22 protein-coding genes are annotated in these 23,320 nt (G+C 58.3%); 9 read left to right on the top strand and 13 right to left on the bottom strand.

All coding sequences use genetic code 11. The annotated features are described in order from the left end of the window. Window positions 1-9 precede the first annotated feature (9 nt). The 3 genes from ABSE13_RS04635 to ABSE13_RS04625 form a co-directional block, all read right to left on the bottom strand. The gene (locus tag ABSE13_RS04635) at window positions 10-453 is read right to left on the bottom strand and encodes a hypothetical protein (protein WP_424027328.1); all 444 of its coding nucleotides are present in this window, start codon (window positions 451-453) and stop codon (window positions 10-12) included. A gap of 28 nt (window positions 454-481) precedes the next feature. Further along, window positions 482-958 (bottom strand): hypothetical protein, encoded by a 477-nt coding sequence (locus ABSE13_RS04630; protein ID WP_424027327.1) that lies wholly within the window; start codon window positions 956-958, stop codon window positions 482-484. 164 nt (window positions 959-1,122) lie between these two features. Then, window positions 1,123-2,328, bottom strand: coding sequence for an HD domain-containing protein (locus ABSE13_RS04625; protein WP_424027326.1), 1,206 nt, complete (start codon window positions 2,326-2,328; stop codon window positions 1,123-1,125). A gap of 39 nt (window positions 2,329-2,367) precedes the next feature. Between ABSE13_RS04625 and cofD the strand changes: the two genes are divergently transcribed. The 4 genes from cofD to ABSE13_RS04605 all read left to right on the top strand — a co-directional run bounded on the left by cofD (window position 2,368) and on the right by ABSE13_RS04605 (window position 6,805). Continuing rightward, the gene (cofD, locus tag ABSE13_RS04620) at window positions 2,368-3,270 is read left to right on the top strand and encodes a 2-phospho-L-lactate transferase (protein ID WP_424027325.1); all 903 of its coding nucleotides are present in this window, start codon (window positions 2,368-2,370) and stop codon (window positions 3,268-3,270) included. 109 nt (window positions 3,271-3,379) lie between these two features. Continuing rightward, complete coding sequence (locus tag ABSE13_RS04615; RefSeq protein WP_424027324.1) at window positions 3,380-4,288, top strand: PEGA domain-containing protein; 909 nt, start codon at window positions 3,380-3,382, stop codon at window positions 4,286-4,288. 179 nt (window positions 4,289-4,467) lie between these two features. Next, on the top strand, window positions 4,468-5,655 hold the full coding sequence (locus tag ABSE13_RS04610; protein ID WP_424027323.1) for a HEAT repeat domain-containing protein: 1,188 nt from the start codon (window positions 4,468-4,470) through the stop codon (window positions 5,653-5,655). A gap of 172 nt (window positions 5,656-5,827) precedes the next feature. Next, on the top strand, window positions 5,828-6,805 hold the full coding sequence (locus ABSE13_RS04605) for a cation diffusion facilitator family transporter (RefSeq protein WP_424027322.1): 978 nt from the start codon (window positions 5,828-5,830) through the stop codon (window positions 6,803-6,805). 75 nt (window positions 6,806-6,880) lie between these two features. Here the strand turns inward: ABSE13_RS04605 and ABSE13_RS04600 are convergent, their stop codons facing one another. Next, window positions 6,881-7,465, bottom strand: coding sequence for a hypothetical protein (locus ABSE13_RS04600; protein ID WP_424027321.1), 585 nt, complete (start codon window positions 7,463-7,465; stop codon window positions 6,881-6,883). Between the two features lie 161 nt (window positions 7,466-7,626). Between ABSE13_RS04600 and ABSE13_RS04595 the strand changes: the two genes are divergently transcribed. Further along, the gene (locus ABSE13_RS04595) at window positions 7,627-8,727 is read left to right on the top strand and encodes a hypothetical protein (protein WP_424027320.1); all 1,101 of its coding nucleotides are present in this window, start codon (window positions 7,627-7,629) and stop codon (window positions 8,725-8,727) included. A gap of 91 nt (window positions 8,728-8,818) precedes the next feature. On the opposite strand, the gene ABSE13_RS04590 is transcribed toward ABSE13_RS04595, so the two are convergent. Next, on the bottom strand, window positions 8,819-9,319 hold the full coding sequence (locus ABSE13_RS04590) for a hypothetical protein (protein ID WP_424027319.1): 501 nt from the start codon (window positions 9,317-9,319) through the stop codon (window positions 8,819-8,821). Between the two features lie 393 nt (window positions 9,320-9,712). On the opposite strand from ABSE13_RS04590, the gene aspS reads away from it, so the two are divergent. Together aspS and ABSE13_RS04580 are read left to right on the top strand one after the other, a co-directional pair. Beyond that, a complete protein-coding gene (gene aspS / locus ABSE13_RS04585; RefSeq protein ID WP_424027318.1) occupies window positions 9,713-11,005 on the top strand; it encodes an aspartate--tRNA(Asn) ligase in 1,293 nt (430 codons plus the stop codon). Window positions 11,006-11,065: 60 nt separating this feature from the next. Next, the gene (locus ABSE13_RS04580; RefSeq protein ID WP_424027317.1) at window positions 11,066-11,971 is read left to right on the top strand and encodes a methionine synthase; all 906 of its coding nucleotides are present in this window, start codon (window positions 11,066-11,068) and stop codon (window positions 11,969-11,971) included. 88 nt (window positions 11,972-12,059) lie between these two features. On the opposite strand, the gene ABSE13_RS04575 is transcribed toward ABSE13_RS04580, so the two are convergent. Beyond that, window positions 12,060-12,695, bottom strand: coding sequence for an RAD55 family ATPase (locus tag ABSE13_RS04575; protein ID WP_424027316.1), 636 nt, complete (start codon window positions 12,693-12,695; stop codon window positions 12,060-12,062). 93 nt (window positions 12,696-12,788) lie between these two features. Next, window positions 12,789-14,330, bottom strand: a complete 1,542-nt coding sequence (locus tag ABSE13_RS04570) for a class I adenylate-forming enzyme family protein (protein ID WP_424027315.1) — start codon at window positions 14,328-14,330, stop codon at window positions 12,789-12,791. 158 nt (window positions 14,331-14,488) lie between these two features. Here ABSE13_RS04570 and ABSE13_RS04565 point away from each other — a divergent pair, with 158 nt between their 5' ends. Next, window positions 14,489-14,818: a hypothetical protein gene (locus tag ABSE13_RS04565; protein WP_424027314.1), complete on the top strand. Its 330-nt coding sequence runs from the start codon at window positions 14,489-14,491 to the stop codon at window positions 14,816-14,818. A gap of 158 nt (window positions 14,819-14,976) precedes the next feature. On the opposite strand, the gene ABSE13_RS04560 is transcribed toward ABSE13_RS04565, so the two are convergent. Beyond that, window positions 14,977-16,416 carry a hypothetical protein gene (locus tag ABSE13_RS04560; RefSeq protein WP_424027313.1) on the bottom strand — a complete coding sequence of 480 codons (1,440 nt, stop codon included), beginning with the start codon at window positions 16,414-16,416 and terminating at the stop codon, window positions 14,977-14,979. Window positions 16,417-16,585: 169 nt separating this feature from the next. After that, window positions 16,586-19,003 carry a CDC48 family AAA ATPase gene (locus ABSE13_RS04555; RefSeq protein ID WP_424027312.1) on the bottom strand — a complete coding sequence of 806 codons (2,418 nt, stop codon included), beginning with the start codon at window positions 19,001-19,003 and terminating at the stop codon, window positions 16,586-16,588. A gap of 42 nt (window positions 19,004-19,045) precedes the next feature. On the opposite strand from ABSE13_RS04555, the gene larC reads away from it, so the two are divergent. Then, a complete protein-coding gene (gene larC, locus ABSE13_RS04550; RefSeq protein ID WP_424027311.1) occupies window positions 19,046-20,284 on the top strand; it encodes a nickel pincer cofactor biosynthesis protein LarC in 1,239 nt (412 codons plus the stop codon). A gap of 79 nt (window positions 20,285-20,363) precedes the next feature. On the opposite strand, the gene ABSE13_RS04545 is transcribed toward larC, so the two are convergent. From ABSE13_RS04545 to ABSE13_RS04530, 4 genes are all read right to left on the bottom strand, one after another. Continuing rightward, window positions 20,364-20,813: a P-II family nitrogen regulator gene (locus ABSE13_RS04545; protein WP_424027310.1), complete on the bottom strand. Its 450-nt coding sequence runs from the start codon at window positions 20,811-20,813 to the stop codon at window positions 20,364-20,366. Then, the gene (locus ABSE13_RS04540; protein WP_424027309.1) at window positions 20,810-21,166 is read right to left on the bottom strand and encodes a P-II family nitrogen regulator; all 357 of its coding nucleotides are present in this window, start codon (window positions 21,164-21,166) and stop codon (window positions 20,810-20,812) included. Before ABSE13_RS04540 ends, ABSE13_RS04545 begins: the two co-directional genes overlap by 4 nt. 256 nt (window positions 21,167-21,422) lie before the next feature. Continuing rightward, window positions 21,423-21,752 (bottom strand): P-II family nitrogen regulator, encoded by a 330-nt coding sequence (locus ABSE13_RS04535; RefSeq protein ID WP_424027308.1) that lies wholly within the window; start codon window positions 21,750-21,752, stop codon window positions 21,423-21,425. 15 nt (window positions 21,753-21,767) lie between these two features. Continuing rightward, complete coding sequence (locus tag ABSE13_RS04530) at window positions 21,768-22,985, bottom strand: ammonium transporter (RefSeq protein ID WP_424027307.1); 1,218 nt, start codon at window positions 22,983-22,985, stop codon at window positions 21,768-21,770. Between the last annotated feature and the right edge of the window lie 335 nt (window positions 22,986-23,320).

The following is a 23,320-nucleotide window of genomic DNA, read 5'->3' as shown; positions in this document are numbered from 1 at the left end:
CCCGGTACGTTACTTCTTCGGCGGGGCAAAGAAGCGGTACCGGACCTGCGCCTCCTCGACCTTCTTTGCGTGCGAGGGGTTGAGGTCCCGGCGCGCCTCGATCACGAGCGTGTTGAGGATGTTGTGGAGCCGCAGGGTATCGTAGTCCTTGTCCTTGTGCTCATTCAGGAAGTCCAGCAGGTCATTGGTGCTCCTGAGCACGCCGGTACTTCCGACCAGGTTGAGCCGGTTGAGTGTCAGGGCGAGATTCTTCTTTGCCACGTCCATCTTATAGGGATCGCCCCCGGCCAGGTTCAGCTCGGTGATCGCATTGAGCAGATCGGTATAGACCTTGAGCTTGTGGGTGCTCTCGTGCATCTTCGTCTCGGCGCTGCGGAGTTTCCACAGGACTGCGGCAAGGATGATGATGACAAGAACAAGGCCGCCGGTTATGACAACTGTATCTTCAAGCATGGAATTACCTCGGGCTTTCTTTGGGGGGTTACGGGTTCCTCTTCGCCGCGGTCACATCGACCTTGACCAGATTGCCGGTCATATCGATCTTATACGGCCCGGTAGTGTACATCGGAATCTGCTGGTGCGTCTCATAGCTGTACGAGCGGCCGTACCCGTAAGTGTCGGTCTGGCCGGTGTCCATGTTCGTCACATTCATCTGGAACCAGCAGTACTGCAGGTTGTCGTTGAGCGGAAGGACGTTGAAGTCGATACCCCACGAGGGGTTGTCCACATGGAACTGTTCGGTATAGAGGTCCTTTTCGCTCTGGAACGAGTAGGACTTCTGCAGGTAGTGGTCACCCAGGGAGAAGGAGGGTTGCGGCACGACAGTAGTTGCGGCTGCAGCGAAAGTGCCTGCCGGGACCGGCGTCGGAGTCGCAACGGGTGCCGGGCTCTGGGTGCATCCGGCGATCGCGACCGCTGTAATAATCAGCATAAGGGCTACGAGTACACTGTGTTGCATATGATGGAGTGTTTGGGAATGGTAATATATTATGGTTATTTGTGATTCCGGTCCATCCTGCCCGATTCTTCACCAGGGTTCCAACCGGCCCTGATCGGAAGTGCCATTGGACACTCCCGGTAACCGGAACCGATTTGAAACGCGTGTCCCGGGAGAGCGTGTCTTTAAAAAAGCGTATCCTGCCGGGTCGGTTTCCTGATGTACAGGACCTCGCAGGCCGCATCAGCCACCTGTTCCCGGAAGGCTGGCAGCGTGTACACGCCGAGCCGCCACTGCTCGCGCCGGGTTGCGTTGAGCGTGCGGACCCGTGGGGAGATCTCCTCAAAACTGGTCTCGGAATGCCGGTTCCTGACCCGGACAGCAAGGGACATCTCGCGGGGAACGGCGGGGATATCCACCAGCACCTCCTGGGGCCGGATACCGGCGAGCTCCGCGATACGCTCTGCGTACTCGCGGCTCTTCTCCAGCGGGATGCCATCCTGGTATGCCGCGCTTGAGACCTGTTCGCTGCCAACGGTAATCGCCCGCTTGTAGAGCCGGCGCTCGTAGAGCCGGGACACGATATCCCGGGATACGGCATTCTCCGAGTTCGCCAGCACATACATGCATCCTGCATCATCCAGGCGGAGGAGATGCTCCGCATCGTTCCCGCCGGTATCCTGCAAGTGCGCGAGGGCTGCCAGCTGGAACATGCTCTCACCGATCCGGCTGACATGGTGGTAGTAGACCGTAGGTCGCATCAGCGTCCTTGCGATCAGGAGCGACTCCGCAGCATTCACGCCGTTCTCATCCAGCACGGTACCTTCAGGTGTCCGGATCAGGTGCCTGATCAGGCGCTGGGCATCGACCGTGCCGTACGGTGCGCCGGTATAGTAGGCATCCCGGAGAAGGTAGTCCATCCGGTCCACATCGAAATCGCCGTGGATGATCGCCGAGAGCCGGTGCGTCCCCTTCACCACGGCACAGAGTTCCCCGGGATCGATGCCATTCTCCCTGAGCAGGCCACCGACAGTCTCCTCCAGGATCGCCCCGAGATCGTCGTGGGTACGGTGCAGGTATTTTTCCATCAGGGGCTCGCTCGCATGGGAGAATGGGCCGTGGCCGATGTCATGAAGGAGAGCAGAGGCAACGACAAGCTGCCGTTCATCATCGGCCATCTGGAACCTGCGGCAGGCAACGTCAGCAAGATACATGGTCCCAAGGGAATGCTCGAACCGGGTATGGTTTGCACCCGGGTAAACAAGGAACGAGAAGCCGAGCTGCCGTATGTAGCGGAGGCGCTGGAGTGCGGGGGCGTCCATCAGCGCCCGGGCAAAATCCTCGACCTCGATATAGCCATGGACCGGGTCCTTGATGATCTTCAGGGTCACTAAAGAATCTTCATATACATCGCATAAAAGTATTGAGTAATGATTACCTTCCTTTCGGGCGGGACCGGCACCCCGAAGCTCCTGCGGGGCATGCAGAAAGTGATGGACAGGCACGAGATCGCAGTGATCGTCAACACGGCCGAGGACATCTGGATATCGGGCAACCATATCTCGCCCGACGTGGATACAGTGATGTACCTCTTTGCCGGCATCCTCAACACGGACACCTGGTGGGGAGTCCGGAACGACACCTTCATCACGCACGACGAAGCGACCCGGCTCGGTATCGATGAATTCATCACTGTAGGAGACAAGGACAGGGCCGTGCATATTGCGCGGGCCGAGATGCTCCGCGGCGGGATGCGCTTAACGAACGTGACCACGCTGCTCTGCGAGCGGTTCGGGGTCCGCGAGACCGTGCTGCCGATGACCGACACCGAGGTGACTACGCAGGTGCAGACCGATCTCGGCCTGATCCATTTCCAGGAGTACTGGATCCGGGCCCGGGGCAAGATTGAGATCCAGAAGGTGATGCGGAGTTTCAGTGAGCCCCCGGTGGCAACACCGGAGGTGCTTGAGGCGCTTGAGGCAAGCGATGCGATCGTGATCGGACCCTCGAACCCGATCACGAGCATCTCGCCTATCCTCGACTGCGCCGGGATCAGGGAGGCGATCAAGAACAAGTTCGTGGTCGCGGTGAGCCCGTTCATCGGCAATGCTCCCGTCAGCGGCCCGGCTGGCGCGCTCATGGAGGCGGCCGGGTACGAACCGAGCGCGATCGGGACGTTCAACTGCTACGGGGGGCTGACCGACGTGTTCGTCCAGGACACCCGGGACCCGGTGGAAGTGAGCCAGTCCGTCCGGTTCGATACCCTGATGGTGGACGAAGAGAAAAGCGTGGCGCTGGCAGAGGAGATCCTGCGGCTGATCGCAAAGCACTGACAAGTGCCGGGAGATCTCGTGGTTTTGTCTCCGGGATCTGCCGGAGTACAATCTCAAAAAGTATTTCAGGATTCAATCCAGATATCCGGTCGTTACTACAGGAGCGGGAATGGTCCAGAAACTTGTTTTATTCATTCTGGTTATCAGCGTGCTTGCAACGGGGTGCATCAACCTGGCCACAGAGCAGGGAACGATTCAGTTTCTCTCCTCACCGGTAGGTGCGCAGGTCTATCTGGATAACGTGTACCATGGCAGCACCCCGACAACAGTAGTCGGTATCAGCCCGGGGAACCATACGCTCGAATACCGGTCCGCAGGGTACGAGATCTGGCATTCGGCGATCACCGTTTCCCCCGGTTCGACGACTTACATTGCCACCCTGCTCCCCGCTGCCGCACAAGCGTCCCCGGAAAGTGAGACAATAACAACTCCGGCAACAGCCTCCCCGATCCCGCTCACCGTAAATGTGGCCCAGGACCCGTTGATCATCGGCGCTTCGCAGTTGTTCACCGGAACTGCGACCCCCGGGCAGAACGTGGCCCTTACCCTCTACGGGCCGGGAAAGTACACGACCGGAGTAAACCTGATCCAGGCAAGTGTGGGCGCCGACGGGAACTGGAGGTACACCTGGAACCCGGGGACCTCCATCCTGTCGGGGACCTACACCATCGTTGTCACCGATGCCCAGAAAACCTCCACCTCGCGGGAGGAGTTTACCGTGATAGGCGGGGGGATCGTGTCTGTTGCAACAGACAGGTACTCGTACTCGCGCGGAAGCACGGTGTTCATCTCCGGCAGATGCACCACCGGGGCACAGCGGGTGGTCCTGACCCTGTACGGCCCGGGGCAGTTCGCGAACGGCGCAAACCTGGGAACACAGGCTGTCAATGGGGACAAGAGCTGGAGTTTCCCGTTCCAGACCACCCTGTCGACGCCGCTCGGGGCATATACCATTAATGTCAATGATGAGCAGAGGACTGCATCGGCATCAGCCGGGTTTAATATCCAGACCCAGTGAAGCTGGCCTGCGGGGAAGAACAGTACCGTGCGATCGCACGCTCCCTCTGGGGCGGTGTCCCGGCCATAAAAAAATCCTTTTCCAGTGCGGAATCCGCACAAAAAACCTGTAAAACCCGGTCCCGCCATCCGATACCTATTTGAAGGATTTATATACTAATATTTGTTCGGAGAAGTAATATGAGTATTATCAAGAAATTCCTCAACCTGTTCAAATCAGGGAAAGGAGAAGAGGATGAAGCGCGCCTCCATGCACAGAAGGAGCGCTACGACAATCTCCTCCGGGCCCTTACCGAAGGTGACCTCGATGCCCGCTGGGCGGCCGTCAGGTCGGTCGGCGATCTTGGCGAGCCGTTCATCGAACCGCTGATCCAGGGGCTCAAGGACGAGTACTGGATCATCCGGCGCGGTTCGGCCGATACGCTGGGCAAGATCGGGGCGCCTGCAGTAAAACCGTTGATTGGGGCGCTTGATGAACCACTCGAGGACATCCGGCAGGAAACGATCCGGGCCCTGCAGCTGATCGGGGAACCTTCCGTAGCTCCCCTTGTGCAGGCAACAAAGCACGGTCACCCGTTGATCAGGCGCGGTGCAGTCCAGGCTCTCGGCATCATGGGCGAGAGCCGTGCGGTACCGGTCCTTATCGAGGCCCTGAAGGACGCGGACGCCGGTGTCAGGTACGAGGCCACAGTCGCTCTCGGCCGTATCGGGGATCCCCGGAGCGTCGCCCCGCTCATCGACAGTCTGGACGACCCGCAGGAGCATGTGCGTGTGGCCGCCATGGCCACGCTCTGCTCCCTCGGCGCCCCGTCAATTGAGCCGCTGATCCGAGCCCTTGTGGACCAGAACGATGATGTCTGCCGCAGGGCATCGCTTGCCCTGGTCACGATCGGGGAACCGGCCATTGATGCACTGATCGCGGCATTGGGCGACCAGAACCCGGGCATCCGCAAGGGTGCTTCAGAGGTGCTTGGCCAGATCGGGAACACCCGGGCCATACCGAAGATCATCGAAGGGCTCAACGACCCAGAGCGGCTGGTCCGGATCGAATCCGTCAAGGCTCTTGCCGCACTTGGCGTCCCGGCGATCGCCCCGCTCATGCAGATCTTCCGCGAAGGCAACGGCCATATGCGGACCGGCGCAATGGAGGCACTCTGGATGCTCGGCCAGCCGGCCACGACACCCCTTATCATGGTGTTAAAGGACGACCAGAGCGATGTCCGGAAGCGGGCAGCGCTCCTGCTCGGCGAGATCGGCGACCAGAAAGCAGTGGATCACCTCACCGGCCTGCTCTCCGATGACAATGTCGCGGTCAGGAAAGAGGCGTTTGAAGCCCTCGAGATGATCAAGAACCGGACACCGTCCTGATCCGGCATCACTTTTTTTCAATATTTTTATTGCAGTCTCCGTACCCCGTATGGTGGAGCTGGTGCCGCGGTGATCAGGGGACCCGGTATGGATCCCCCGCGGACGGGCACCCATTGGCCTAAACCATGCTGCATAAGCCTTTTTTCCCCTTCCGCCCAATATTCTCACCAGCATGCCCGAGTTGTTTTCGCGCACACGGAATGTGCAGAAACGTTCTGCCGATGAGGAAAAACAGAAGACTGCCCGTCTCTCGGTCCTCTCCAACATCACCCTCGTCCTGATGAAACTTTCCGTAGGGTTCGCGGTCGGCTCCCTTGCGATCATCTCGGAGGCGATCCACTCGGGCATCGATCTCCTCGCTGCAGTGATTGCCTACATCTCGGTGAAGAAGGCGAGCGAGCCTCCTGACGATATCCACGAGTTCGGGCACGGCAAGTTCGAGGATATGTCCGGCTTTTTTGAGGCGCTGCTGATCTTTGCTGCCGCCGTGCTGATCATGTACGAGGCAGTGATGAAGCTGATCCACGGGTCGTCCGCCCTCAACACTGACCTGTTCGGGCTGTTCGGGATCGGTATCCTCGTGATGGGCATCTCTGCCGTCATCAACTTCTATGTCTCCAGCAGGTTAATGAAAGTGGCAAAGGAGACCGAGTCCATAGCCCTCGAGAGCGATGCCTGGCACCTGCGTACCGATGTCTATACCTCGGCCGGGATCATGGCCGGGCTCATCCTGATCAAGCTCACCGGCATCCTGATCCTCGACCAGCTCTTTGCCTTCGGGGTTGCCGTTATCATCATGCATGCCGCGTACGAACTGACGGTGCGATCGTTTGGCACCCTCACCGATCGCAAGCTGTCGGATGAGGAGGAGAACAGGATCAGGGAGATCCTCTGCGATCATGCTACTGATTTTGCCAACTTCCATGCCCTCCGGACCCGCCGGTCCGGGGCGGACCGGTTCATCGACCTCCATCTCGTGGTGGCAAAGGACACGACCGTGGAAGAGGCCCATGATCTCTCCGATCACCTGGAGGCCGACATCCTCCTCGAATTCCCCCGGACCAGCATCACCATCCATATCGAGCCGTGCAGCGGTACCTGCGGGGGCTGCACTTCGCTCTGCAGGCAGGGAACCACCCCGGCAAAGTGAGCATTAAAAGGGGAACGGGGGAGAGCGCTCCGCTGGCAGCCGGGAACCAGGGATACTGGCAGAAAAAGAGGGGGGTTAATCCCAGTAATATTTTACAAAAAATTTCGATTTCCGGACTTTCGGGGTGAAATATTTCAGCGCGAGCGGTACGATCAGGATCGTCACGATAACATTGCCGATCAGCCACGTAGCAAAGATGCTGCCAGTGTTCACGGGCTGGGCGAGCGCCAGCATCCAGGCACCCCAGGCTGCCCCGACAATGTTATTGACGATCACACCAAAGATGAGCACATAGGTAAGGTCGCGGGGATTCTCCAGGGCGAGATCCACCTCGAAACTCCTGACCGCCACGAGGGGAATGAGCACCTGGAGGAGGCCGGCAACCGCCCACAGGATGGCAATCTCCGGGTGCCGGGAGAAACTGTCGGAAGCAATAAGCCCGGCGCCGACAAGAGTCCCGACATAGGCCGCGATCGCGCCGTACGCACCAAACCAGAGCGTGAACAGGATCATGAACGCAACCGCAATATAGATCAGGGAGACTGAGCCACCGGCCGCGGGGAGTAATTTCACCGAGATCCATGCAAGAAACGTGTCGACAACGATGAGAATGAGCGTAAGAATGACAAAGGAATACGTGGGTTCCTGAACGTTTTTCATGTATCCACCTTTATTCCTTATTGTGCGTGTATATAAATAGCATTTATTCCGGAAAGCCGGGCGAAGAGAGAGCATGTGCCCGGGACGGCACCGTTTCTGCCCGATACATAATTTTTATGAACGTATGATGGCACTGAGTAGATAGGAGGACTGGCGATACCATGAACAAGGAACCTGCGCATCCGCCCCTCTCGGGGGAAGAACTCGGGCTGCTGGCGAAAGCATCCATGGTCATACAGGAGCGGCGGGATGCAGGGCTCGAAGGACTGGTCGGCGGCCTCGATTCGGTCATTCTCGCAACCGAGACGGGCAATCTTGTGCCGGCAGTCTTTGAACTCCTGCGGTATACCGGGCTCGCCATCCATGAGGCATTCTTCGATGCCGATTCCCAGAGTTATGTGCTTGGCCTGGCTGGTTCGGCATCGGTGATCGTCCGGTCCCGGGCCGGTGAAGGAAATCCCTTTTCCCAAGTGAACAGAGCACGGCTGTCCGGGTCCCTCCCCAACACCCGGATCGAGACCTTTGTTTTTACCACACCCAATCTTGGGAAATACGTTGAGATCCAGAAGGGGAGATGTGTCCGGTTCCTCACGGACAGCCCGCTCGAATCGGCCTCCTGCTCCTTCATCCAGACCGTCCCCTCCCCATTCACGGGAAATTCCCTCGGGTTCATCGAGTGGAAAACCGGCAAAAAGTCCTATGTCCCGCATGGGGGGACCGTGATCTCCCCGGACCTCATCAAACCTGCTTCAGCCCATCTCGGGAATATTGCCGGGCTCGACCATGCGGCGACCCGGGTCCGGGCGCAGGACCGATCATCCGCAATCCTCGAATTTCTCAATCTCACGAACTATCATTACGATTTCGGGGTGTACGTGAAATCCCTCAACTCGATCACGAGCGTGGCGAGGAGGGAGGGGGAGAACTTTGCCATGGTATTCACGTCCGGGATCACACCGTTTCCCGGCAATGGCGAGTTGGGGCCGACCGAGAAGTTCATCCGGAACTATGGCACCCGGGTTCACCATATGGCATTCCGTACAGAACGGATCGAGGCCACGGTGGACAGCCTGAAAAAGGACGGCATGGAGTTCCTGCTCGACATTGTAGGCTCCGAACAGGAAGGGCTTAAGCAGATCTTCTCCGGACCTTCACCGCACACCCTGATCGTCAACGAATATATTCAGCGGTACGGGGATTTCGACGGGTTCTTCACCAGGTCCAACGTGGAGAAATTGACCGAAGCAACCGGAAGACAGTAAACGCTGCACGGTACGGTGTACTGTCATTGCAGCATCTCAATTTTTTAACCGTTGTCCGGCGCCGTTACGAGGGGAAAAAGTGTACTGCCGGTTATGCCGGCTGGGCATTCATTGACGGGGGAATCAGGCGATTGATCACGTACTCCGGGATCTGTTTTGAGGTCCTGACCGTCATGTCGAAGTTCGCGTTGTCGCCACTCGAGCCCCGGTAGGTGAGGGTGATCTGGAAATCCGTGTCAAGGAGGGGGACGCCCGCGATGGTGATCTGGGCGTGCCGGGGACTGAGGACCCGTTCCTGGCCAACCGTCAGGTTATCCTTGGTCCCGTCAACGTCTGCGATGAGCTCATTATTGAACGAGGTGACGAGGATATGGCTGTTGCCGATCGTGACAGGCTGGCCATCCGGCAGGGTGACGTGATAGGTGGTGGTATAGGGGAATTCCGTTCCTGCCTTTGTATCCAGGACCGAGATGGTCAGGGTAAGGATTGCCAGCACGGAGATAACCACGACAAGCGCTATAATCCCGACCAGGACCTTGGTCCCGGTACTCCAGCCCCCTTTTGCCGCGGGGTTTTGTGTAACATCCGCCATAGTTCTTCTATTAAACAGGAGTCTGGTTATCTTATATGGATTGTGGAATTTTCCTGCATAAATGAAATTCTTCTGCCGTGGACTGCGGATTCCCCGGCGGGAGGAGGTATTATTAGTTGAAGATATTCTTACGAAGGTCTTTTCTGACATGAGAGTCCTTCAAGGAAACTGGCCGTAGATATTTCTGCGAAGGACTTCCCCGGCCTGAACCTCCGTTCCTGGGAGCCTCATCGAAGAAATTCTGATGAATTCCACTTCAGTCTGCTCTTCCCTTCGGGAACAGCAGAATCGAAGAACCCATTAGGTTCTTCTCAAGCCTGATGCTCCTGAGCGGAGCATCTGTTTCCCCAAAAACTCCATAATCCCCCCCGGCCCATTGTTATAGGATTTTCAATGCGCATACCCATCCAGTCAGTCACACCGGACTGCGGCCAGGCGGAGGTCTGCGGCTGGGTCCACGAGGTCAGGGACCTCGGCGGCCTCGCCTTCATGCTCATCCGCGACCGGACCGGCATCATCCAGGTGACCATACCGAAGAAGAAAGTATCGGAAGCCGTTCTTGCAGCAGTCAAAGCAGTCTCCCGCGAATCGGTAGTACGGGTCACCGGCCCGGTCAAGGCGATCGACAAGGCCCCGGGCGGCCGCGAGCTCGTGCCCGAGACGATCGAGATCATCAGCCTTGCCGAAACGCCGCTGCCGCTCGATGTCACCGAGAAGGTCATGGCCGAGATGGACACCCGGCTCGATTCACGATTTCTCGATGTGCGGAGACCCCGCGTTGCTGCGGTTTTTGAGATCCGCAGCGCCGCGCTCCACGCGATCAACCAGTACTTCCACGATGCCGGGTTCACGAATATCACCACCCCCAAGATCGTGGCCGCTGCTACCGAAGGCGGCACTGAACTCTTCCCCATCGCCTACTTCGACAAGGAGGCGTTCCTCAACCAGAGCCCGCAGCTCTACAAGCAGATGATGATGTCGGCGGGCTGCGAGAAGGTGTACGAGATCGGGCCGATCTTCCGGGCCGAGGAGCACAACACCACCAAGCACCTCAACGAGGCAACCAGTATCGATATCGAGGTCTCGTTCGCCGACCACCTCGAGGTCATGCGCATCCTCGAAGACCTAATCGTGAAAACCTACGCGTACGTAGATCAGAAATGCTCCACACAGCTCGCGAATCTCGAGATCACCGAGTTCATCCTCCCGAAAGCTCCGTTCCCCCGGCTGCCCTACACCGAGGCGATCGAGATCGCAAAGAAGAAGATCGCGGATCCGATCAAGTACGGCGACGACATCAGCCCGGCGGCCGAGCGGGCGATCGGAGCCGAGATGGGCGGTCACTACTTCATCGTGGACTGGCCCAGCGAGATCCGGCCCTACTATGCGATGCAGTACGAGAACGATCCATCGATCTGCAAGGCGTTCGACCTGATGCACCCGCGTATGGAGCTCTCGAGCGGGGCCCAGCGGGAGCACCGCTACGACAAACTGGTGAAGCAGATCGCACAGAAAGGCCTCAACCCCGAGAGTTTCGACTTCTACCTCCGCCCGTTCCGGTACGGCATGCCGCCGCACGCGGGCTGGGGCCTTGGCGCCGAGCGCCTTGTCATGACCATGCTCGGGCTCGGGAATGTCCGGGAAGCGGTCCTCTTCCCCCGCGACATGCACCGGCTGGTCCCCTGACCACGAACTATTTTTCCTTGCAAAGCAATCGATCTGTAACGAAAAAGGCCGGGATTTCTCATGTCCAAAGCATATTTTATCAATAAAGTACTGGCTACAACGGTCGTGGGCAGTTATCCCGTGGTCAAAGGTGGCGGCCTCCGGAGCCTTTTTGACCCGCTCCATTCCGCGGTCGAGACTGCGGTTGCCGACCAGATTGGGGCCGGCATCGATATCATCTCCGACGGCCAGGTCCGGGGGGACATGATCACTACCTTTGCATCGAAACTCCCGGGCGTGCGCGAACAGGAAGTGATCGGCAAGATCCAGCCCGCTTCAGGTGCAATCACGGCGGCCGACACGAAATATGCCCTCTCAAAGTTCCCGAAGGTGAAGGGGATCATCACCGGCCCCTCCACGCTCGCCCACGGGCTGCACCTCAGTACCCCCATGTACCGGAACAAGGAGGAGCTCGCGCTCGATCTCGCCGCTGCCCTCATCGTTGAGGCCCGGAGCCTCGAGGCCGCCGGCGTCACTCTTCTCCAGATCGACGAGCCGATCCTCTCGACCGGCATCGCCGATCTCGCAATCGGGAAACAGGCAGTGGAGATGATCGCATCTTCGGTCCACATCCCTGCCTGCCTGCATGTCTGCGGGAACATCGCGAACGTGATCGATGAGATCCTGAAGTACAATGTCACTGTGCTCGACTTCGAGTTCTCGAACAACCAGGCGAACCTCGACATCATCTCACGCCGGGACCTCACCGGGAAGATGCTCGGGTACGGGTGCGTGGACTCATCCTCCGAGGACATTGATGGCGTACCGGAGATACGGAAGCGGATCGAGAAGGCCGTGGAATATTTCGATCCAAAGATCCTCTTGATCGACCCGGACTGCGGCATGCGGATGCGGAGCCGGGAAGCGGCCTACTGGAAACTCAAGAACATGTGCGATGCGGCAAAGGAAGTCCGGATTGCGTTGTGATTTTTTCGATTGATATTTTTTAACATTACATTTTTTTATTTGCCCATAATTCAGTATTGAGAAACAAAAAAATCTTGAAAAAAAAAGATTACACCACTCTCGATGTTGTCGAGGCCTCGATGCCCTTATCGGTGATGATAAAAGGCAGCAGGCGTTGCGGTGCAGCCGCATCCTTGATCTTGTGTACCGCAAGCGTCCGTTCGATCTCTGACTGCTGGATCGTGGTATTATACTCGATTACCACATCTGCTGCCCGCATCAGTTTGGTCATTTCCATGGGAGTATGGATGCCGGTATAGACAATGAACATCAGATTTGCCCCGCGTTTCTTCATCTCTTCCCGGGCCAGGCGCAGGAACTTGAGGGCCCCGTCAATGCCGTACTTCACGACAATGGCAGAGAGCGAGTCCACAACGATCCTGCTGCCGGCCATCTGGGTCAGGTACATCTCGGGGTGCATCTCGACGGCATCGATCATGCCGACATCGACATCGCCGTCATTCATGAAGTAGGTGCCTTCTTCCCCGCCTTCAGCCTTCCAGAACTGCATGGCAGCAAGGTCGACCCCTGCAACCGGCGTCCCGTAAATCATGACGAGGGTGCCCTCGGGAAACCCGCCATCGAGCAGCAGGTTAAGACCTACGATACCGGTCGTCCGCTTCTTGACCCTCCCGCTGATCGGGATGTCCTGAATATGGCTTCTGGTGTCAGTCGGGGCTACCATCGGCTATGCACTTGAGAGTATTATTTAATATCTGCTTAAAAGGTTTGTGGGGATCCGGCCGGTTTTGTCGCAGAATATCCCCCCCAAATCGGATTAGGAGCGCGAATCGCCGAACTTTTGCCGGAGATCCCTGCGCAATAGTTTCCATCCATGGACCCGGGGCAGCGAGTCAACAAACAAAAATTCCCGGGGCACCTTGTATCCCGCAAGATGCTCATGGCAGTAAATGTCAAGCACCGGCCCGGTAACAGAAGCACCGGGTTTTGGCACTACGGCTGCAACAGGGACCTCCCCTCTCCGCTCATCGGGCACACCGAACACGGCCACATCCGCAATGGACGGGTGCCGGATGAGGACATTCTCCACTTCCGTGGGATAGATCTTCCAGCCGGACATGATGATCATGTCCTTCTTCCGGTCGGTGATGCAGAGGATCCCGTCCGTATCGAGGTTCCCGATATCCCCGGTCAGGAACCAGCCGTCCGGCCGGAATACATCGCGGGTCGCCTCCGGCAGGTTCCAGTACCCTTTTGCCACTGCCGGGCCACGGAGAGCAATCTCCCCGTTCTCGCCCGGCAGCAACTCCTTTTCCGGATTCTCAGTGTCCACGATCCGGAGTTCCGTATATCCTACCGCCACGCCAACGCTCTGGTAATTTTTTGTCAGGTGCGTGTATTCGGGCAGGGTGGTCGTACCTGCCCCGATCACGATCGTCTCCGAGAGACCGTACGAGTTCGCGACCGGGATATGGTAGCGGTGATCGAAAGCGGCCCAGACTGCCGGGAGGAGCTGACCGCCACCCGAGATGATCACCCGGGCGTGCCGGAGACGCTGCTCGGTGCCGGGTACTGCGTGAACGAGCGAATGGATGACCGGGGGCATACCGGCAAGCACGCTTACCTCGTACTGCTCAGCGAGCGTAAGGTAGCGTTCAAGTTCGAACCGCTCCATCATCACGTAAGTGCCCCCGGCCCGGATCACCGCAAGCCCCCACGACAGCCCGACATGCCCCATCGGGTAAATACCGAGGTACACATCCACGGGCCGGAGCCGGAGGGCATCGCGTTCGGTGTCGAGGGCTGTCATCCAGGCGCCGTGGGTGAGCATTGCTCCTTTCGGTTTTCCGGTCGTGCCCGCGGTGTACTGAATATGGCAGAGATCCTCGGTAGAGCAGTTTTCCGACCGCATATTCTCCGGGGCAGGGGGAAACGACTCCCAACTGACAGAATTCCCGCTGGCACCCCCGATGCAGATGACATGGGAGAGGCCGGGGACCCGTGCACGAATGCCACTAATCACGGCCTCTCCCTGGCAGTCCGTGATGACGGCACAGGCACCGGCATCGTTGAGCACGTGGAGGAGCTCATCGCCCCGGTACACGATATTGGTCGGTACGGCCACGACGCCAATCCGCCAGAGGGCAAAGTAGCTGATCAGGTATTCAGGCGAGCTGTCGAGATAGATGCAGACCCGGTCGCCCTTCTTCACGCCGAGATTCCGGAGACCGAGACCTATGCGATCCATCTCATCGCGGAGACGACCGTAGCTGTACGTCTCGTTCCGTGACGGACAGATGAGTGCGGGTTTGGCCGCGGGAACACTTTTTGCATCCAGGAGCGTGGTGACGTTGGACATGGGTACTGCCTTTCGCAGTAAAAAGTTGGGCGCTGATGTATATAGGTGTTCATCATGCAGAGGCAGGTGCCGGCAATGCAGGACCCCGGGTTCCGGGATATCCCATGAACATGCCAACTTATTTCTGTATCCTGCCCCGATTAATCAGTCTGAACAATATGGCAGACGAACTTCAGCAGACGCAGACACCGGCAGCCCGGCCCCCGCAGTCCCAGCAGTCCCCGCAATCCCGGGAGGGCGGCGGCCAGCGGAATGATCGCAGCCGCCGGCACCAGGGCGGGCAGAGGCACCATATCCGGAGGGATCACCCCCAGAGGCCGCCTCAGGAGAGCCCCACGCCGGCAGATGCACCAGAGAAAGAGGAAGGGATCGACGATGAGGAAGAGACCGAGAACGATCGTTCCTCCTCCCGTCAGCGGCACCACCGGGGCGGAAGGCCACCTAAAAGAGTAATCGAAGAGTGGGCGAGCGATATCTACTGCGAATAGCGGAAACAGTCCGGCCGTGCCAAAAAACGGGACCCTGGAACGGTCCTGCACTTTTTTTCCCCATTCATTTCTCCGTACAGGGACAGAACGGATCGTTGAATGTACGTGACTTCCCGGCATGTATCTTTGTTATAATCCTTGTCAGGCACCAGGTTTCACTACCGGAAAACCGGTGTAGTGGTTTGAACGCCCCGTACCGGGCCGGCGGAGAACAGGTGCCTGAGATCCCGCCAGAGACAGGTCAGCGGGCTGAGTTCCTGCCCCGGCAGGCACAGGGAAGAGACTGCGAAGCCGGTTGCATGAGCCCCGGCATCTGGCGGGTGTGTTGTGTTCACACAGGGGGAGCAGGTGGAGTTTGATCCCCGGTCCGTTACCGCAACAACCGGATGGAGATACTGGTACAGGCCGGCCCGGTCGTAGGGGTGTCTCACAAGATAATTATGGAATTCCGCGTTCCTGTTGTACTCCTGTTCGACGGACTCATTGCAGCTCGTGTTCCCGTACGTGCAGTTGCCCATATTCACCCGGAGCTCCGCGATCTTTTCATCGATCTCCTGCCGTTTGGAAAGAATGAACCCGGTCTCGTCTCCGCTTGTATAGGGAGTTGTCCCGGCTCCTATCCGTATCACGAGGGGGGTGCTGTTGAGGATCGACAGATTCTCCGGCTGGCCGTCTGTCTCGTATTTTTCCGACAGGATGAGCTTCTGTGGCACTTCCCCGACAAGGGCTGTGTACGTGGTCTCGATATACATGTAGCCGGTATCCCGGTACTGATAGCTCTCGTTCCAGACTCCTACTGCCATGTGGTGCTCGGGGATGAAGAGGAAGAGTGCCACATCGTACCCTTCCCGTGAGAGGAGCCCGGCAAGCAGCACGCTCTTGTCATCACAGTCACCGGTGCCATCGACAACCGTTTCCACCGGGAAACGCGGGGGGTTATCCGGATGGAGACCCGCGTCCTGGTCATAGGGAAGGTTCTGGACAAAAACGGTCATCAGTTCGAGGTATTCGTCGTCAGTGAGCTTGTATTCCGAGCGGACGGACCGGAATTGCTGCAGGAGGCTGGCGTACAGGGATTCCTGCCGGGGATCATTGACAAATGCCCGGTAATAGCCAGGCGCCAGTTCTTCGACCGGGCTGTCCGGAGGTGCGACTGCATACTTGATCCCGTTCCGCGCCCCCTCATACAGGGCACTACTCACGTTTGCCCGGATCGTGATGTTCTCTTCCCGGAACCGGAACGTGAATGAACTGTTGATCGTACCGGGCTGGTGGTTTTCGGCAATCGACGGGTAGATGACATCCGGAAGCGGCGTGACCGTCGGGTTCAGGAGCACCGGTGTCTGGTTGCCAGCCGACGAGTTCACTGGCACCGGGAAGCCCTGGGAGGATGGCCCAACCTGACCGGTGCCAGAGGGAAGTGCAGCGGACGGAGGGAGAACAAGGAGCAGACAGAGGAAAAGGAGGAGGATGAGGAACGCGAAGTGACCCGGGGAGCGGGGGTGGGAGACACCGGCCCTGCACCCGTACCTGCCGGAATACCGGAGGGAGGGAGCGCCGGTGGTTTTGGATGTCGCCAGTATACGGATCACAACCATCTCACCTCTGCCAGCATACCACGCCCGGAATATCCCGTTGCAGGCCATTCATGGATCATAAAGGACAGAAAGGGAATTGCGGCTTGCGGAGTTGCGCAAAAGAAAAATATGATGTTGAACCCGGTCGAACGCATAGATTGTGCTTCTCCGGCCAATCCCGGCCAAAAAATTACTGATATTCCGGTGGCTGGACCTGTTTTGGCAGCCCGCCCTTGAAGTGCTGCTGGATTTTATCGTAGTACTGCCGCAGGTTATCGTTCATAGTCGGGTGGACTTTCTTCTGGGCAGCCTCGAAGTGTTTCCTGCTCACGGTCGAGACGCCGTCACGAAGTGCGAGCATACCGGCTTCCCGGCAGAGTGACTCAAGGTCCGATCCCACGAAACCCTCCGTTACGCCGGCGAGGTCGGTGGCAAGGAGTTCCCGGGCCGGATCAGAGAAACTGATGTTTTTCTCATCGAGCATCTCCAGGAACCGCCTCCTCCGGGCACCCGGGGGAAGACCAACGCTGTCCTCCTTTGCAGGAGTCAGGCATGTTTTCACATCGTCCGCAGTGATTGTCTTGTCCCTCCCGAGATGCTCAGTCAGATCCCCGAGCGCATCTTCATTGAACCGGTCGGTTATCTGGATAATCTCATCGAACGTTGAGCCTTCAAGCGGCATGAACCGGGTGTGGATGCCGATGATCTTCTTCCGGTCCCCAGGGCCGGGTTCCCCGATGTAGACAAGCCGGTCGAACCGTCCCGCCCGCAGGAGGGCCGGGTCCACGATGTCCGGGCGGTTGGTAGCACCCATGACTACTACGTCCTTGAGTTCCTCGAGGCCGTCCATCTCGGTCAGGATCTGGTTGAGCACATTATCGGATACGTGTGAGTCGCTGCTCGTGCCCCGGGCCGGTGCGAGCGCATCGATCTCGTCAAAGAAGATGATCGAGGGGGCGACCTGCCGGGCCTTCTTGAAGACCTCGCGGACTGCCCGCTCGCTCTCACCCACCCACTTGGAGAGGAGCTGAGGCCCTCGGACCGGGATGAAATTGGCGCCGCTCTCGCTTGCAACGGCCTTTGCGATCAGGGTCTTGCCGGTGCCCGGTGGGCCGTAGAGAAGGATGCCACGCGGGGGCACAATTCCGAGATCCTCAAACTTCTGCCGGTCGGTGAGCGGGAGCTCGATCGCCTCGCGGACTTCGGTCTTGGCCGACTCGAGGCCACCCACGTTCTGCCATTTCACGTGCGAGACCTCGAGCATCACTTCGCGCATCGCGCTCGGTCCCACGTCCCGCTGGGCACTCCGGAAGTCGCTGGCATAGACCTTGAGGTTGTCCAGGACTTCTGCCGGGATCTCTTCCGCATCAAGATCCAGGTCGGGCAGGTACCGGCGCAGGGCCCGGATCGCTGCCTCGCGGGCGAGGGCGGCAAGATCGGCACCGACAAACCCATGGGTCTGCTGGGCGAGCACTTCCAGAACTACATCCTCGGAGAGCGGCATGCCCCGGGTGTGGATCTTCATGATCTCGATCCGGTCGGGTTCGCTTGGGACACCAATCTCGATCTCACGGTCGAAGCGGCCTGGTCGCCTCAGGGCGGCATCGATCGCATCGACACGGTTCGTGGCGCCAATGACAACGACCTGGCCGCGTTCCTCGAGACCGTCCATCATCGTCAGGAGCTGGGCAACTACCCGGCGTTCCACTTCCCCGGTCACTTCCTCGCGACGGGGGGCAATGGAGTCCAGCTCGTCGATGAAGATGATCGAGGGCGCATTCTCCCGGGCCTCCTCGAAGACCTCGCGGAGCCGCTGCTCGCTCTCCCCGTAATATTTCGAGATGACCTCGGGGCCGGCAATCGAGATGAAGTGCGCACCGCTCTCGCTTGCCACCGCTTTTGCGATCAGGGTCTTTCCCGTGCCAGGCGGCCCGTAGAGCAGGACACCCTTGGGCGGCTCGATCCCGAGTTTCTGGAAGAGCTCCGGGTGGCGGAGCGGCAGCTCGATCGTCTCGCGGAGCCGCTGTAGCTCGTCCTTCAGTCCCCCTATGTCCTCGTACGAGAAGCGCTTGATCCCCTCGAATCCGAGCGCTGGCTTATCAGAGAACTCGATGGAGGTATTCTTGGTGATGATGACCGCTTCCGCCGGCTCGATTTCGACGACCTTGAAAGCCACGATCTGCGGCTGGATGAAGGGCAGCCCGAGCATGATCGGCACGGAGTCGTTCTGTGCGATCGGGAAATCGATCAGACCGTTTACCACGTGCGGGTTGTTGGCAATCGGGATTTTCTTGGGCAGGTCTTCTGGGGGTGCGAGTACGATCCTTTTCGCCTCGATCTCCTCGGTGATCTTGGTGACCTTGACCGTGTCACCGATACTGACGCCGGCATTGAGCCGGGTGAAGTTGTCGATCCGGATCTTGCGCTGGTTCCAGTCCTCTACGAGGGCTCGCCAGACCTTCGCTACCGTCCGGCGCTTTCCCTCGATTGCTACAAGATCGCCGGGGGAGATCTTGAGTGCGAGCATCGTCTCGGGATCCAGACGGGCTTTTCCGCCACCCTGATCGCCGGGGTATGCGGAATCCACCCTTAATTGCACTTCAGGCATTACCTTAAAGGTCATATACGCAGGGATTTATAAGTACTGATAATGCGGGTCCTCATACTCGATCCATTCCACGGGGCGGCAGGCGACATGGTGACAGGTGCGCTGCTGGACTGCGGGGCGGACAGCGAAGTTGTCATACGTGCGATGAAAGCGGTCGTGGCAGAGCCGGCGATCACGCACGTCACCCGGGCCGGGATCCGGGCGCTCAAGATCGATACGAAAGCAACGCCGGCTCATCGGACACTCGGTGAAGTACTGAAGCGGCTGGACGAAGCTGCACCTTACGTACCGGCGCCGGCGCTCGCGATGGCCCGGCGGGTCTTCAATCGGATCAATGCTGCTGAGGAAGAGGTGCACGGGACCCATGTCCACTTCCACGAAGTCGGGGCCGATGACGCGATAGCGGATATCATCGGGGCCTGCACCGCCCTCCATACGCTCGGGGTCGATGGCGTGAAGGTCCTGCCGGTTACCGTTGGCAACGGAATTGGTACGGGTTCACATGGTACCTTCCCGATCCCGGCACCGGCAACTGCGGCAATCCTCCGGAACTCCGGGCTTGCGACGGTCTCCGGCCTCCATGTAGGTGAGCTTTGTACGCCGACCGGGGCTGCCCTCCTTGCGGAATTTGCCACGCTGGCTGTTGAGGCCCCGGTCCTGCCGGCATATACTATCAAAGCGATCGGGTACGGGGCCGGTACCCGGGACCCCCAGCACACGCCCAATGTTCTCCGGGCGATGATCGTGGAGACCATCGAATCCGCTGCTTCAGCCGGCGCGGCCGGGCTTCCTGAGGACACCGTGGACCTGCTCGAGACGAACGTGGACGACGTGAGTGGGGAGGTGATCGCCGATGCAATTACCCGGTTTATGGATGCCGGTGCACGGGATGCGAGTGCAACACCGATCGTGATGAAGAAAGGCAGGCCGGGCTTTTTGATCAAAGTGATCAGCCTGCCGGACACCAGCGCCCGGCTTGCCGAACTAATGGCACAGGAGCTCGGGACGCTGGGCATCCGTTGTATTCCGGCCGTCCACCGGTTCATCGCGGGCCGGACGATTGGCGATGTCGAGGTCGAAATTTCCGGGAAACACCGGAAACTCCCGGTAAAATATGGGTTGATGCACGGTTCGGTGTATACACTGAAGGCTGAATTCGAACCGGCCCGGGACTTTGCTGCGGAGATCGGCGTGCCGGTCCGGGACGTGCTCCGGCTCGCGGAGGAGCGGGCGTGGAACGAAGTGAGGACTAAAAAGTCCGGCAAAGACAGGTCAGAGTAACTGATCCGCCTCTTCACGCTGAGCGCCCCGGGTTCATCCGGGTCCGGGATATTTCCGGGGAAAAACCGCCCCTATCTGTTCACGACAGGGCCTTGTCGCCCTGCTCACCGGTCCTGACCCGGATCGCGCTGATCATCGGGCAGATGAAGATCCTGCCATCGCCATGCCGGCCGGTCTGGTTGACATTCACAATTGCCTGAACGATCGATCTGACATCATCATCGTATGCGATGATGACGAGCATCCGCTTTGGTAAAAACCCGAGCACAAATTCTTTCTCCAGCGGAAACAAGTCGCCGGGTATTTCTTCTCCGGAGCCGGCCTGCGCATTAGCGCCTTCAGCGCTCGTCAGCTGCATCCGGAGGTTCCGGTTCAGGGCCCCGCCCAGTTCCCGGGCACTGACCGTACCTTTCTGCTGGCCGCGACCGGTGACATACAGGAACGTGACGCCCCTGACCCCGATCGTTTCCAGGGCAGTTTTTGTCTCTTCGACCCGTTCGTCCCGGATAATAGCGATTATCTGCTTCATGCCTTTGACATTCCGCCAGCCTTACCTGCAGTTCTGATGGCAAACGAGTCTTCGACGTACGTAACAAAGATCTTGCCATCACCGATGGTTCCCTCTTCCGGGGAGTTCTTTGCACCGGTCTTCGCTTCTGTCCGGATAATCATGACCGCTTTGGCCACTTCATTGTCTGGAACCACGATCATGAGCATCTCCTTGGGGATTTCCGTGTAATGAACAGAGCCAAGGGTGATCCCCATCTCCCTGCCATGACCTGTCACGTGGAGGCGGGTCATTCCGCCGATCCCCGCACGGTCAAGTGCCGTGATCACCCGCTGTGCAGATTCCGGCCGGATCACGGCCCAGATCATCTTCATGGCAGGTACTCACCACCCTGACAGTGAGGTGATGGAGGATTCCCGGCATCCCGGCGCACTCTGATAGAACAGGCGGAGGTGCAATAATTCCTGTTCATCATAAAAGAATCCGGGACATACTACAGTGCATATCGTTTCTGGCAGTTCCTGCGCTGATATAAGTGCGACATGTAAAAGCCGGCCAGGGGGGTGGTGAACCTCCCGACCGGTATGGGAAGAGATTGATGATAGGTTCTGCTGGTCTACGTGTTTCCTGTTATACCTCCGTTTCTCCGGTGCGGATCCGGATCGCTCTTTCAACCGGGATGACAAAGATCTTCCCATCACCGATCTTCCCGGTCCGGGCAGATTCGCTGATGGTTGTAATCACTGCGTCAACATCTTTCTCTTTGACCACGATCTCGAGCTGGATCTTGGGCAGCATATCGACCGTCATCAGGCCTCCCCGGTATTCCAGGGAGATGCCTTTCTGTTCTCCCCGTCCCCTGACCTCGGTGATGGTCATGCTGATGAAGCCTTTGTCTTCCAGTGCTTTTTTGACGAATTCGAATCGTTCTGGTTTGAGGATTGCTTTAATCATTCTCATGATAGTCCCTCCGGATTAGCAGCGCTCCCCGTGCTGCGAGATGTCGAGACCGACATATTCTTCCTCTTCAGTGACCCGCAGCCCGATCGTTTTGTCGATGATGAGTGCAAGGATGTAGGTGACCACGAATGCATAGACCAGGGCTGCACCGGCACCGGCACACTGGGCCACGAACTGGTGGACATTGCCCTCGAGCAGACCGGAAGCACCGTTGACTGCTGCCGCTGCAAAGATACCGGTAGCGAGTGCGCCCCAGAGACCGCCCATTCCGTGGACTGCCCAGGCATCGAGGCTCTCGTCAACGCCCCATTTTTGGCGGAAGAGCATCAGGCCGTAGCACAGCGCACCTGCCACTGCACCAATAACGATGGAGGCCATGGGTGTTACGTATCCTGCTGCTGGCGTGATTGCTACAAGGCCAGCCACTGCACCGGAGATAAACCCAAGCGAACTCGGTTTACCGCCGACATACCAAGAGACGAGGAGCCATGTCATCGCTGCAGCTGCAGTCGCTGTGTTGGTTGTGACAAACGCGTTGACAGCAATACCGTTTGCTGCAACTGCACTGCCCGAGTTAAACCCGAACCAGCCGAACCAGAGCAGGGCCGCACCAAGGATGGACCACGGGATATTTGCCGGTTCCATAGCGTACTTACCGTACCCGACACGTTTTCCGATCACAAGGGCAAGGGCGAGTGCTGCAAACCCTGAGCTGATGTGGACAACCGTCCCGCCGGCAAAGTCGATCGCGCCGAACTGCGATGACCAGCCACCGCCCCATACCCAGTGGGCAAGAGGATCATAGACAATCGTGGTCCAGAGGGCCGCAAAGATGAGGTACGAGCTGAACTTGATCCGCTCTGCAAATCCCGACGTCACGATTGCCATGGTAACCGTCGCGAAGACGAGCTGGAAGACCATGTACAGCATTCCCGGGACGAGCGGGCTGTACGGGCCGGGATCCATGCCCACGTTATTTAGTCCGAGATACTGTAAGTTGCCGATGAACCCGTTGAGGGGACTGGTCGGATCATTTCCGAACGCAAGCGAATACCCTATCAGCACCCACTGGATGCTGACAAGCGCAAAGGCAACGAACGACAGAGTGATCATGTCGATGAAGTTTTTCTTCCGGACAAGACCACCGTAGAATAATCCCACGCCCGGCGTCATGATCATGACGAGCGCCGTTGAAGCGAGGACCCATGCTGTTGCTCCTGTGTCAATAGCCATTCATTTCACCTGTGATGAACACAATTTGAGATTCCCGCCAGACCGGGGAATGATTGGTCCCGATCCGGTGGCACTGATCATTCGAGGATTCCGGCATCAGACTGCAAGCCGCATTGCCGCGATCCGAAATCTCCCGGAAACCGATGCCTGCCTGCGTGACGAATGTCATCATTACCATCTTCCTGATCCTTTTGTAAGTTTTTGCAAATTGTAGGAAAGAATTTTCGTTCCTATATATTTAAATATTTTGTTTACGATTGCCAACAAATATTGATCAAAAAAGCCGTACATTGTATTTTTTCTGGATAAAATGAGGGGGCCACACGTTAACTCAG

It is taken from the genome of Methanoregula sp., assembly GCF_049518935.1.
In the GTDB taxonomy this organism is placed as follows: domain Archaea; phylum Halobacteriota; class Methanomicrobia; order Methanomicrobiales; family Methanospirillaceae; genus Methanoregula.
This window is presented reverse-complemented; position numbering and strand designations above follow the sequence as displayed.